12 protein-coding genes are annotated in these 13,796 nt (G+C 40.4%); 3 read left to right on the top strand and 9 right to left on the bottom strand.

Features of this window, described 5'->3' with window-relative positions:
- Positions 1–5: 5 nt before the first annotated feature.
- The 5 genes from nuoF to PYV58_RS18050 all read right to left on the bottom strand — a co-directional run bounded on the left by nuoF (position 6) and on the right by PYV58_RS18050 (position 4,965).
- Positions 6–1,337 (bottom strand): NADH-quinone oxidoreductase subunit NuoF, encoded by a 1,332-nt coding sequence (gene nuoF / locus PYV58_RS18030; protein ID WP_034611088.1) that lies wholly within the window; start codon positions 1,335–1,337, stop codon positions 6–8.
- Positions 1,334–1,843, bottom strand: coding sequence for an NADH-quinone oxidoreductase subunit NuoE (nuoE, locus tag PYV58_RS18035; RefSeq protein ID WP_004722839.1), 510 nt, complete (start codon positions 1,841–1,843; stop codon positions 1,334–1,336). Before nuoE ends, nuoF begins: the two co-directional genes overlap by 4 nt.
- A gap of 14 nt (positions 1,844–1,857) precedes the next feature.
- The gene (gene nuoC / locus PYV58_RS18040) at positions 1,858–3,645 is read right to left on the bottom strand and encodes an NADH-quinone oxidoreductase subunit C/D (protein WP_004722840.1); all 1,788 of its coding nucleotides are present in this window, start codon (positions 3,643–3,645) and stop codon (positions 1,858–1,860) included.
- Positions 3,646–3,731: 86 nt separating this feature from the next.
- Positions 3,732–4,409, bottom strand: a complete 678-nt coding sequence (locus PYV58_RS18045; protein WP_004722842.1) for an NADH-quinone oxidoreductase subunit B — start codon at positions 4,407–4,409, stop codon at positions 3,732–3,734.
- A 7-nt stretch (positions 4,410–4,416) separates the two neighbouring features.
- Positions 4,417–4,965, bottom strand: a complete 549-nt coding sequence (locus PYV58_RS18050; protein ID WP_034611093.1) for an NADH-quinone oxidoreductase subunit A — start codon at positions 4,963–4,965, stop codon at positions 4,417–4,419.
- Between the two features lie 896 nt (positions 4,966–5,861).
- Here PYV58_RS18050 and PYV58_RS18055 point away from each other — a divergent pair.
- Positions 5,862–6,212, top strand: coding sequence for a hypothetical protein (locus tag PYV58_RS18055; protein WP_004722847.1), 351 nt, complete (start codon positions 5,862–5,864; stop codon positions 6,210–6,212).
- Positions 6,213–6,538: 326 nt separating this feature from the next.
- Here the strand turns inward: PYV58_RS18055 and PYV58_RS18060 are convergent, their stop codons facing one another.
- The 4 genes from PYV58_RS18060 to bfmR form a co-directional block, all read right to left on the bottom strand.
- Complete coding sequence (locus PYV58_RS18060; RefSeq protein WP_034611101.1) at positions 6,539–6,868, bottom strand: hypothetical protein; 330 nt, start codon at positions 6,866–6,868, stop codon at positions 6,539–6,541.
- A 123-nt stretch (positions 6,869–6,991) separates the two neighbouring features.
- Entirely contained in the window at positions 6,992–7,366 is a 375-nt protein-coding gene (locus tag PYV58_RS18065) for a hypothetical protein (protein ID WP_034611104.1), read from the bottom strand.
- A 233-nt stretch (positions 7,367–7,599) separates the two neighbouring features.
- Positions 7,600–9,228, bottom strand: a complete 1,629-nt coding sequence (gene bfmS / locus PYV58_RS18070) for a sensor histidine kinase BfmS (protein WP_004722852.1) — start codon at positions 9,226–9,228, stop codon at positions 7,600–7,602.
- A gap of 64 nt (positions 9,229–9,292) precedes the next feature.
- Entirely contained in the window at positions 9,293–10,006 is a 714-nt protein-coding gene (bfmR, locus tag PYV58_RS18075; RefSeq protein WP_004722855.1) for a response regulator transcription factor BfmR, read from the bottom strand.
- 555 nt (positions 10,007–10,561) lie between these two features.
- Between bfmR and PYV58_RS18080 the strand changes: the two genes are divergently transcribed.
- On the top strand, positions 10,562–13,432 hold the full coding sequence (locus PYV58_RS18080; protein ID WP_081407422.1) for a ribonucleoside-diphosphate reductase subunit alpha: 2,871 nt from the start codon (positions 10,562–10,564) through the stop codon (positions 13,430–13,432).
- 99 nt (positions 13,433–13,531) lie between these two features.
- Positions 13,532–13,663: a preprotein translocase subunit YajC gene (locus tag PYV58_RS18085; protein WP_004722859.1), complete on the top strand. Its 132-nt coding sequence runs from the start codon at positions 13,532–13,534 to the stop codon at positions 13,661–13,663.
- Positions 13,664–13,796: the final 133 nt, after the last annotated feature.

Below are 13,796 nucleotides of genomic sequence, written 5' to 3' on the forward strand. Positions count from 1 at the left end.
ATTCCTTAAACTTGTTCTACGTGGCTGGCTTGGGCTACAGGACGATCTGTCACTTTAGCTTCAAACTCGCTACGGAAATATTTGAGTGCACCCATCAATGGTTCCATCGCACCTGGTGCGTGAGCACAGAATGTTTTACCAATCCACAACTTGCGAGTCAGTTCTTGAAGATGTTGAATGTCTTCCATCTTCCCTTCACCTTTCTCAATTGCGACAAGTGCTTTGACCGCCCAAGGTAAACCATCACGGCATGGCGTACAGAATCCACATGATTCACGTGCAAAGAATTCTTCTAAGTTACGCGTTGCAGAAACCATACACTGGGTTTCATCAACGACCATTAACAAACATGTACCTAGACGAGAACCTGCTTTCATAATGCTTTCTGAATCCATTGGAAGATCAATGTGTTCAGCAGCCAAGAAGTCAGTCGATGCCCCACCCGGTAACCATGCTTTCAGTTTAAGACCATCGCGCATACCGCCAGCATAGTCTTCAATCACTTCACGTGCAGTCGTACCAAAAGGCAATTCCCAAAGACCAGGGAAAGTCACTTTACCTGATGCACCATAAATTTTAGTGCCTGGATCTTTAGATTTACCCGCAGACAAACCGATATACCACTCAGGCCCACGCAACATAATTGCTGGCAAGTTGTTATAGGTTTCTACGTTGTTTACGATGGTCGGACGGCCCCATGCACCTGCAACTTGCGGGAATGGCGGCTTAGTACGTGGATTTGCACGACGGCCTTCGAGTGAGTTAATCAATGCAGTTTCTTCACCACAGATATAACGCCCCGCACCGGTATGCACATGCAGGTCAAAGTTCCAACCTGTATCTAAGATGTTGTCACCCAAATAACCTTTAGCACGCACTTGTTCTAAAGCTTCATTTAAGTATTGTGCAGCTTCAATGTATTCACCGCGAATGAAGATATAACCCTGAGTCGCTTCGAGGGTATAACCTGCAATCAACATCCCTTCGATCAATTGATGTGGAAGTTTTTCCATCAACAAACGGTCTTTGAATGTTCCCGGTTCCATTTCATCGGCATTACAGATTAGGTAACGAGGACCACCATCATTGGGTGCCATCAATGACCATTTAATCCCTGCTGGGAAACCTGCACCACCACGACCTTTTACAGTCGCTGCTTTGATGACTTCAAGAACATCTTTAGGTGGCATAGAAAGCGCTTTTTTAAAGCCTGCATAGCCTTCTAAAGCTTCATAGTCATCAGCACTACGAACAAATTCCTGCTTACTCAAACGCCATGTTAATGGGTGAGTTTCAGGGTTTCCTTCGCCATAAATTGGTCTTGGTTCGGTATTCATACATACTTCTCCAATAACTGTTTCACAGAAGTCACTTCAACCAAACCGTGTGTATCTTCATCAATCATTAGGGTTGGACCTTTGTCACAGTTCCCTAAACAGCAGATCGGCAATAAAGTAAAACGACCATCAGCTGTCGTTTGACCAAATTGGATACCCAGTTCACGTTGGAAAGCTTCTGCTAAAGTTTCCGCACCCATCAAGAAACATGCAATCGAATCACATAATAAAATTACGTGACGACCTACAGGCTGACGGTATATACGGTTATAGAATGTTGCAACACCTTCTAAATCCGCAGTTGTAATTGTCAATAATTGAGCAATTGCATGTAACTGCGCGTCATCCACCCAACCATTACGGCGTTGTACACACTTTAAAGCATCCAAAGACGCTGCGCGTGGGTATGGGTAGTGACCCATGTGATGTTCAATTTCATGGATTTCTTCGCTGGTCAGAATTCCTTCAACATTCACACGTGGCTTTTTATCAGTCAAAATCATCATAATGCGTTTACCCCTTAGCGATCCACGTCAGCCATAACGACGTCAATTGTCGCTAAATAAATGATCAAGTCAGATACAAGACTGCCGTTAATCACGGAAGGAATTTGCTGCAAGTGGGTGAAAGTAGGCGTACGAATACGGGTACGGTAACTCATGGTTGACTTATCTGAAGTCAAGTAATAGTTAGACGCACCTTTCACTACTTCTGCCATTACAGAGGCTTCACCAGCTGGCATTACAGGACCCCATGACACGCTCAAGAAGTGCGTAATCAAAGTTTCAATATCTTGTAAAGTCTTATCTTTTGGTGGTGGAACTGCCAATGGATGATCCGCTTTATAAGGACCAGAAGGCATATTATCCAAACACTGTTTGACGATTTTTAACGACTCTTCGATTTCGCGATAGTGAACCATCACACGCGCGTAAGCATCGCCTTCATACTCTAACGGCACTTCAAAATCGTAATTTTCATAACCACTGTATGGACGATATTTACGAACATCAAAATCAATACCTGTCGCGCGTAAGCCTGTACCTGTTACACCCCAAGCCAATGCTGATTTAGCATCGTATTGCGCAACATTACGGGTACGGCCCACAAATACTGAGTTTTTCAATGCAGCAGTATGATATTCCTTCAAACGTTTTGGCATCCATTCGAGAATTTCACGAATCAGTTTTTGCCAGTTGTTTGGAAGGTCATGTGCTGTCCCGCCGATACGGAACCATGCTGGGTGCATACGGAAACCTGTGATCGCTTCAATTGCGTCATAGATTTTTTGACGATCCGCAAACATATAGAATACTGGTGTCATACCACCGGCATCCTGAATCGCAGTACCGATATACAACAAGTGGTTATTGATACGGAATAATTCAGACATCATGACACGGATACATTGCGCACGATCAGGAACGGTAATCCCTGCAAGTTGCTCCACACCCATGACATAAGGCATGTTTTGCGCACAACCACCTAAGTAGTCAACACGGTCTGTATATGGAATAAATGAATGCCAAGTTTGACGTTCAGCCATCTTTTCCACACCACGGTGGTGATAGCCAATATCAGGCACACAATCTTTCACTTCTTCGCCATCCAGCTGCAAAATTACACGGAATGCACCATGCGCAGATGGATGGTTAGGCCCTAAGTTCAAGAACATAAAGTCTTCATCCGCGTTACCGCGTGTTAGACCCCAATCTTCTGGAACGAAACGAAGATGTTCTTGTTCGAAATCTTGTTTAGCCTTGTCTTGCATGTACGGTGTATATTCAGTCGCACGTGCAGAATATTCTTTACGTAGTGGATGACCTTCCCAATAGGTTGGCAACAAGATACGACGAAGCATTGGATGCCCTTCGAAATTGATCCCAAACATATCGTAAGCTTCACGTTCGTACCAATTGGCATTTGGCCAAATATTGGTCGCTGTTGGAACGTTAATATCGTTCTCACTCAACGCCACTTTGATACGAATATCACTATTACGTTCTAATGAAAGTAAGTGATAGAACACTGTGAAATCAGATGCAGGTAAACCATCACGGTTGTTACGCAAACGTTCATCGACCGCAGATAAGTCAAACAGCATCACATAAGGACGTGGTACTGTACGCAAGTACATTAGAACTTCTTGTACACGTGCGCGCTCAACCCAGACCGTCGGAAAATCTTCAAACGTCGGTTGCACGTAAAAGTTCTCGCCAAATTTGGCTTTGAGATCTTCTACAATTGCAAATGCTGGGCGGGAATCAACTGGAGTCGATTCTGGCATAGCAATTTCAGTTTCAGCCATTGGCTTGGCTTCCTATTTAATACAAATTCTGTCAAATTCCCTGATGACCATATCCATCAGATATGTCAAATACTCATCAGAAAAAATTACTCAATTTCATCCATAGAGCGTAAGTTTTTCACTGCAATACGTTCAGCGTTCTTACGGTCGCGTTCTGGCATCATCTTTGGCTTATACACTGGCTGAAGATCATCACCGATTACCGCAGAGAGCGGACGACGTTCTAATTGAATTTGGTCTTGCAATAACATCAAGGCTTGAATCAATGCTTCTGGACGTGGTGGGCAACCTGGAACGTACACGTCAACAGGAATGATTTTATCCACACCTTGTACAACAGAATAGATGTCGTACATACCACCAGAGTTTGCACAAGCACCCATTGAAATCACCCATTTAGGTTCAAGCATTTGTTCATACAAACGTTGAATTACAGGTGCCATTTTAACAAAGCAAGTCCCTGCAACGATCATCAAATCTGCCTGACGTGGCGAAGCACGAATAACCTCGGCACCAAAGCGCGACAAGTCATGCACACCAGTTAACGTGGTTGCATATTCAACGTAGCAGCAAGATGTACCAAAGTTAAAAGGCCATATTGAGTTTTTACGGCCCCAGTTTACAGCTGTGTGTACCACATCCTCTAAGCGAGTCATGAACACATTTTTATTCACTTCTTCTTCAAGTGGATCTGTCACAATTTGACGATCTTGAAGCGGATATTGTTCAGCTTCTGGATTCGCACGGGTTAAAGTATATTTCATTCCCGAGTTACTCCTTGTTCAGAGACATGGTCGGTGTTTTATCTTTCACACGACCAGAAGATTGAGCTGGAATAGTTCCAGTAGGATCCATCACCAACTCTTCAATTGAATTGAAGCGAGTAATTTCTGCAAGGTCCATATTTGGTGAACCAATTTTAGGTTTAATCCCTGCGATTTTACGTTTATCTGAAGGTGACCAGTTCAATGCACCTGTAGATAATTCATAAATCAAACCAACGAGTAAAACTAAAATAAATACAGCTGCAGCTAAAAACCCAACCCAACCTACTTCACGTACAGATGTCGCCCATGCATATAAATAGAGGGCTTCCAAATCGAATACAACAAAGAAGATTGCAACAAGGTAGAACTTCGCAGACAAGCGGATACGTGCACCACCAGCACTAACCACACCTGATTCAAATTGCTCTTGCTTCGCACGTCCCCATGATTTACCCCCAAGGAGCAAAGGAACGGTGAGCATAAAGACACATAAAAATGTCACGCCGATCACGAAGGCAATGATTGCCCAATCGTATGGAGTAATGGCACTCATGCGGGGATAACTCCTGGCAGGCCTATTATTTAACAAAGAATGTATGTATTGGCCTTGCAAATACACCAAACACAAAATAAATCTGGTCAATTGTACCCGATTGATGTCATCTGTTGCTAGTTAATAGCTCTAAGTCTTTCGGATGATTTTTTAGACAAAAGCCATAATTTTTCCTGATTCACAGCGATACAGCGCTGACTTATCGTTTTATCAAATTTTTATCCCTATTCTTATTAGTTTTTCCGAAGTTTATTTTTTAATCATGAATTAAAAATGACAAATCAGTAGCTTAATCCGATTCAGTTCAAGTAAAAGCTTCGATTTATCCATGCTTTTCTGCGATTTAATTGGCTAATTTCTACAAATATAAGGATTTACCATCTAAAATATTTTGTTACATTCTATGTGATAAAATAGTCACATTAGATCAATCAAGTGATAAAAATTATCTTATTGTGATAATTTTTAAATATTACAAAGTTATTTATAATTTTTTATACTTTACTATTATCAAAACCAACTTATTTCAGTGAAATAACCCGCTTTAAACCATCCAGCGCCAAATGTTCAATGCCTACTTTTGACCTACCTTGTGCCCTCTTATGATTTTCTGATTTAAATTTTCGAAATAGTCAGCACTGTCAATGATGTCATTTTTCGCACATACAACAGCCAAGCTCACCTAAACTGGCTCAAGCTAAAGCCATTTGAAAGGTGAGTAACTTATCACCACTTAAATTAGTAAATTGTATATTTAACACCCAGTTGCAGTAAAAGGTGTTCGTTGTCGCAAACTTAGACGAATTGTCTACAGAGCCTATACACATTGAACTACTTTTATGTATATGCTATTCAATATGAACAACTTTAAATCAATAATTTAGGGGTAAAACAAGATGGAATTCAGCAGCAAGCCAAACTATTTTTTATTTGCACAATTACTGATTCGTCATATTGAAAATTACGTCAAAAAACACGCTGATGCACAAAATGCAATTTTTGATCTAAGAGATGTTTATGAGCTTTTCCGCCAAGATCTTGCCGCAACCACGACAAATCTAGAAGGGATTTTAAATATCGCGGATGAATATCGTATTGATACCATTCAAGGTGACCAAAAAATCATTAGCAGCTATAAAATTGACGCTGAACAAAATAGCTTATTGATTGACTTTAATCATGATGCATTACAAGCATTGCGAGACAGCAAGCCAATCATTGCGCCTGATGCGACGCTTCAACAATAAGACCCACACTGAGCAACACCCAGACATAAAAAAACCACCGAAAATTTTCGGTGGTTTTTTTATTTGAAACCAAGCCTTCAGTCCACAATAGCATTGTTCTTATTCATCTAGTATTCCACACTACACGAAGCCCAAGAGGATCGCTCTCCCATGGTGTCGTGCTCGAAGCTGATGACTTGAACCCAGTATCGCATGCTAGGTTGATGGCATGGATCAGTTCACTGGCGGCAGTATAGACCAACACTGCCAATGACCGTTGAAAACGAAGACGCAAAAATAAACCTTGATCATTCGTAGTGACTTCAAAATCTTCTGAAAAACTCGATTTATACAAGATCATTAATACCTGTGATAATTTCTGCAATTAAATCAATGCTGATGGTTAATACGATATCCCAAGATTCACAATCCTCCCCGATCAAAATATAAATCTCGCCATCATCACCTTTTTTCCAATGAACTGGGCTGTTGGCAGATTCTCCTGTCTTTATATAAGCAACGGAATCTGTTGTTATTTTTTTCAATTCTTCCACTTGGTCAATTGAAATATAAATATTAATTTCAATAAATTGGTTGGCAATTTTTATTATAAATGCAGGATGCCCATTTCCATTAAATGCATGATCAATAGTAATATCAAAATTAGCGTTCACCATTCAAATTTCCTTAATGGATATGATTAACATCAATGCTCAAGCTATTCAGTTTGGTCTGCGTAATTATGCTTAGAAAGGTCTGACAAAGAGTCCGTTTTGATGTTCCGATAGATATCGTTATTTTTACATAACGCGAATATCATACAAATGTAATAGTTTACTTGCATTTATTGGTGCACAAAAAACAGCATATAAATCTGATTCAGAATCATCAAACCATAATTGGACCTCAATTGTATTTTTATTAACACGATCTCCTTTGAGAGAAAAAACCTCTGTATCCTCCAATACATCGTCAGGGATTTGTGTCATTTGCACAAATCCACTTAAATGCGCAAATTCATTTACAGCAACTCTATATTCATTTGCCGTTGATGGATAGGCCAGTTTATTTTTTACCAATTCTTCATAGTCATCAGAAATCATAAGCGTCAATATTTTTATCATTGATTCTTTATATATTGGAAATTCTCTTAGAAAAATATTTTCATTTGTCATTTTCTGTTCCCAACTTTTCGCATTGCCGTGGATGGAGTAATTCCAATCTTCTGAAAATATAGATCAAAAGGCATCCAACATTTTTGAGTGAATTTTTGTATTGAACGTCCCTTCTCCCGTTGGGAGAAGGTTAGGATGAGGGTGGTTTTATCTTAAATAATGATTTTAAAGATGACTGATAAACCTAGTCAAATAGCGCTTAATTGATAATATTTAACAGCATGATTTAACAGTTAAGCTTTTTTCTTTTTAAAACGCTCTACAGGCCAAGACATGGTAAATCTTGCACCACCCAAATCTGAGCTTTGATCGACTTCAATCGTCCCGCCAAACCAATACGCAATACGACTAACAATTGAAAGTCCTAAACCATAACCACCCGAAGCACGGGTACGGCTATCATCTAAACGTGCAAATGCCTCAAATACACGTTTACGGTCTTCCTCTGGAATTCCAGGGCCATCATCTTCTACACAGACATAAGCCATATTGGTCTGGTGATTGACGCCACCACTAATATTGACCTGATGATCACAGTAACGTATTGCATTTCCTACTAAGTTTTGTACAACACGATGTAAATAACGACGTTCTGCATCGACAATGACATCAGATGAAAGTGGGTTGAGGTGGATAATCTTTTGGGTTTTTAATGCTTCAGTTTCTACCGCAACTTGCTTTAATACATCAATCAATACAATTTTTTCAAAATCTAATGAAGGTGTACCTTGCTCTAATTTCGCATAAGTCATGATTTCATCAATCAGCGTATTTAACGCTTCGATGTCTTTATCAATCATCTCAACTTGTTGCAAACGATATTCATGGTCATCTTCATCTGCCAGCATTTCCATACCAAAACGGATTCGCGCCACAGGTGTACGTAACTCATGTGATACCGCACGCATTAACTCACGCTGTGCTTCAATCAAACGCTGTATATGATCAGACATGCTGTTATAACTGGTTGCCAGACTGGCCATCTCGTCATAACCCTCAACAGGTACACGTTGCGACATATCCCCTGTTCTCATCACATCTAAAGCTTCATTCACCTGTTTCAACTTACGTTGCATCGGCACAATCAAGCCATACACACCCAAACAGAGTAAGAACATACTCAGCAATGTAATTCCTGCTGCCAATTTGACGGGCATCCAGTTAAACATTGGAACGGGGCCAAGCACCAGCACATCTGTAGGTGAGTTTGGTAAGGGTGAAACAATCGAAATGGTGGTACCACGTACAGTTGCACTGTCACGCCATAAAATCACACTTTGATCTGACCTTAAACGACCAATTTGCTCTGAATCGAGATTGAGCTGAGAAATCTTTTCTACACCAACATGATAAGAGAAATGTTGTTGAATTTTCTTAAGATATTCTTGTTCTTGACCGGGATAATAGACCAAATAATCCAGAATAAATACCGGAAGTGCCTTCATTTGGCGTTCGCCAATTTGATCGACTTTGATATATAAATAGTGTTTAGGGTCATTTCTGATCCCTATCACCAGATAGGCAATCCCTTGTTCCGCATCATAACGCACCACCGCTTTTTGACTTTCTATACGTTTTTCTTCAGTACGAGATAAGTCAACTTTGCGTGCTTCGAGATAATAAATGGGAAGTTCTAATAGATCAGATGCATCTGAAATCCAATCTAGGCGCTGCTGTTCAGTTTGCTGACGTGCCACACCTTCACTGATCACAAATGAAATTCCATCTGTGAGAGACTCACGATATTCCTGCGCACGTTGATAATTAATTATTTGGACAAGTAAATATCCAAACAAGGCAACCAACACAACAAGAATGACTAATCCTGCATAGATGCGCAAAAATATACTGTGTTTAGACACGCAAACTAACCTTCTTTATGCCTGTCCTGTGATGGACAAGCATCTTAGATGACTGACCCATCGTTTATAGACCAGTCTCTTTAACAAACAAATAACCTTTACTACGTACAGTTTTAATACGTTTCGGATTTTCAGGATCATCACCAATTTTTGGACGAATACGTGAAATACGTACATCAATCGAACGGTCTTGACCGTCATATTCAATACCACGGAGACGTTCAAAGATGTCTTCACGCGATAAGATACGGCCTGCATTCGATGCCAATAACCAGAGTAGATCATATTCAGCACTGGTGAAATCAACCAACTCACCATTAAGTGTCACTGAACGGCCGCCATTGTCGATCACAAGATCGTCAAATTCAATACGTTGTGCAACTTCATCTTCAGGCGCTTTGTCTGTACGACGTAATAATGCACGAATACGTGCAAGCAAGACACGCGGTTGAACAGGTTTAGCAACATAGTCGTCTGCACCCATTTCTAAACCAAGAACTTGGTCCATATCTTCAGTACGTGCAGTCAACATCAAAATCGGTTGATGATAATGTGGACGAACTTCACGACAAACGGTTAAACCATCTGCACCCGGCAACATCACATCCAACACAACCAAGTCTGGTTGTTCAGCAATGATGCGGCGAATCGCACGGTTACCATCTGGCTCTACCCCAACTTCCAATCCATTGCGAATTAAGTATTCCTGAGTTAAGCGAGCTAGGCGCTCGTCATCTTCAACAATCAGAATCTTTGGTAACTTTTCTTCTTGGCTCATCTATTTGCCCCTATATTTGATTTTGGAGTCTGCTACAAATCTCGCAGATTCAACACACTATGTTTTGCAATATACACACGTTTACAATGTAAACAAGACCTCATTCACCAAACTGATACATGAGCGTATCAATTTGTTATATTTTTATTAACTATTGAATTGTAGGCAGTTTTATAAAATCAATACACATCATTTTTAAATTTCTTCAAGACAATCAATAGCTGGACTAATTTTTATACAAAATATTTCATTGTTCATATTCTGTCTCATCAGTTTATCGTTTTTTGAGTTATCCACATACTTATCTATAAGCGCTCTGCGGAGTCTTTGCTATGCTATGTGCTTGTCTCATAAGGCATATAACAAAAATGACGCTTTGAGGTAAAAAGATGCAAATAAAAATTTACTTTTCAGGGATAAAATATTCTTGAAATGTCAATATTGATCTACCCTTAAAATTACCGTATCTTGTGTTCTAAATTAAATTAAACCACTAAGTATTGTGTTTAGTCCTCAAACATCGTGACAACAAATTTTGCAGTTTGTCCGATTCAAATGGTCCATAAACATAACAATGATGACAATGGAGCTACGCTGACAATGAACGCCATTACAACCCCTGGTCAACTACAAGTGATTAAACGCACTGGTGATGTTGCCGCTTTTGATGCAGATAAAATCTCTGTAGCAATTGGTAAAGCTTTTTTGGCTGTAGAAGGTCAACAAAGTGCAGATTCAAGCCGTATTCATGATCGCATCACTCAGCTCACAGAGATGGTGATGAATACTTTTAATCGTCGTTTACCTTCTGGCGGAACAATTCACATTGAAGAAATTCAAGACCAAGTTGAATTGGCGCTTATGCGTACAGGCGAACAAAAAGTTGCACGTGCATATGTGATCTATCGTGAACAACGTTCTGATGCACGTAAACAAACTGGTGCTCATCATCACCCAACCTTACAAATCACAGATGCGAACGGTCAGCTTCAGCCTCTAGATTTGGGCAAACTTCAAGCCACGATTGAAAAAGCAAGTGAAGGCTTAGAAGGCATCAATGTTCAAGCCATTGTCGATGAAACAGTTAAAAACTTATATAACGGTGTAAAACAGTCAGACATCTCAACCACGATGATGATGGCAACACGTACCCGTATCGAACAAGAACCAAACTATACCTATGTAACTGCACGTTTATTACGTGATGACTTGGTTGCGACAGGTTTAAAATTCTTAGGTTTAGCGACAGATACTATCGAAGGCGATGCACTCGAAACTTATTTAAATAAAGGTATCGAGCTTGAGCTTCTCTCTCCTGAGCTCTTAAACTTTGACCTTGCGAAATTGGCAGCAGCGATCAAACCAGAACGTTCAAACCAATTTACCTATTTAGGTTTACAGACTTTATTTGACCGTTACTTCATTCATTCAAATGATGTACGTTTCGAACTTCCGCAATTGTTCTTTATGCGTGTTTCAATGGGACTTGCATTAAACGAAGAACAACGTGAAGACCGTGCAATCGAATTCTATGACTTATTGTCTAGCTTCGATTATATGGCGTCTACACCGACACTGTTTAACTCAGGTACATTACGTCCACAATTGTCGAGCTGTTACTTAACCACCATTCAAGATGATCTTTATGACATCTATGGTGCGATGCGTGACAATGCCCTACTTTCTAAATGGGCAGGTGGTTTAGGCAATGACTGGACACCAGTACGCGCCTTGAACTCATATATCAAAGGCACCAACGGTAAGTCACAAGGTGTTGTACCTTTCCTTAAAGTTGCCAACGATACTGCGGTTGCAGTAAACCAAGGTGGTAAACGTAAAGGTGCAGTATGTGCATACCTAGAAACTTGGCACTTGGACATTGAAGAATTCCTAGAGCTTCGTAAAAACACTGGTGATGACCGTCGTCGTACCCATGACATGAACACGGCTAACTGGGTTCCAGATTTGTTTATGCAACGTGTGATTGAAGATGCTGAATGGACACTGTTCACGCCATCTGAAACGCCTGATTTGCATGATTTAACTGGCGGTGAATTTGCTGAACGCTATGCTTACTACGAAGGCATTGCAAAAGAAAACAACATGCTGCATAAGAAAATCCGTGCGAAAGACTTATGGCGCAAAATGTTATCAATGTTGTTTGAAACAGGTCATCCTTGGATCACATTCAAAGACGTATGTAACTTACGCTCACCACAACAACACGTGGGTGTAGTGCATTCATCTAACTTATGTACTGAAATCACTTTAAATACCAATAAAGATGAAATCGCAGTATGTAACTTAGGTTCAATCAACCTTGTACAACACGTTCAAGGTGGCGCATTAGATCGTGAAAAATTAGCACGTACAGTTAAAACTGCTGTTCGTATGCTCGACAACGTGATTGACATCAACTACTACGCAGTTGAACAAGCACGTAATTCAAATATGAAACACCGCCCTGTCGGTATGGGTATCATGGGCTTCCAAGATGCTTTATATGAATTGGGTATGGGTTATGGTTCTGATGCAGCAGTAGATTTTGCTGATGAATCAATGGAAGTGATTAGCTACTACGCGATTCAAACATCAAGCGACCTTGCTGTTGAACGTGGTGTGTATTCAACATTTAAAGGTTCATTGTGGGATCAAGGTATCTTACCAATCGACTCTTTAGATATCGTTGCAAAATCACGTCCAGAGCGTATGTTTGAAGTTGACCGTACTCAACGTTTGGACTGGGATACATTACGTACTAAAGTTCAAAAAGACGGTATGCGTAACTCAAATGTGATGGCGATTGCACCTACAGCAACCATTTCAAATATTTGTGGCGTTTCACAGTCTATCGAACCGACGTTCCAAAACCTTTATGTAAAATCTAACCTTTCTGGTGAATTTACAGTGATCAACCCGTACTTGGTACGTGCGTTAAAAGATCGTGGTCTTTGGGACTCTGTGATGGTTAACGACTTGAAACACTTCGAGGGTTCAGTACAAAAAATTGCACGTATCCCTGAAGAGTTAAAAGCAATTTTTGCGACAGCATTTGAAGTCGATACACGTTGGATCGTAGATGCTGCATCACGTCGTCAAAAATGGATCGACCAAGCACAGTCATTGAACCTTTATATCGCTGGTGCAAATGGTAAGAAACTAGACATCACTTATAAGATGGCTTGGTTACGTGGTCTTAAAACCACTTATTACCTCCGTGCATTAGGTGCAACCTCTGCGGAAAAATCAACCATTAACACGGGTGCTTTAAACGCAGTAAAAGCAACAACTGTTGCTGCACCAGTGGCTGCGGTTGCTCAAGAAACTAAACCCGAAGCGCCTGCTGAAGAAGATGGTTTCGCTCAAGCAGCACCAGTACCACAAGCATGTTCAATCGACAATCCAGATTGTGAAGCTTGTCAGTAAGTAATCCTCCCCAATCCTCAAGGGGAATAAAGTCCCCCCTTTAAAAAAAAGGGGGATTTAGGGGGATTCAAAAAATCTGAAATTATAAAAGGCGAAGAAATGTTCCATTTAAGTCATAACTATGAGTTAGGCGTAATCGTGCTGATCTTAGCCTTTTTAGTTTTTTACGTGCCTGCGGTCTATGCATTCTTTGCGATCCGTAAGCAGCAAAAGCGTAAGCAAAATAAGTAGTGTGGATATCTGTTCTTTCGAACAAGAACAAAACAACTATCGGCAAAACTTAATTTTGCTTGCACAGAATAAGCGTATAGTAGTGACATCTTCCATTGTGAGATGTCGAACATAGATATTAACAACGAAGAGA

The organism is Acinetobacter sp. TAC-1, assembly GCF_029025845.1.
Taxonomy (GTDB): Bacteria; Pseudomonadota; Gammaproteobacteria; order Pseudomonadales; family Moraxellaceae; genus Acinetobacter; species Acinetobacter guillouiae.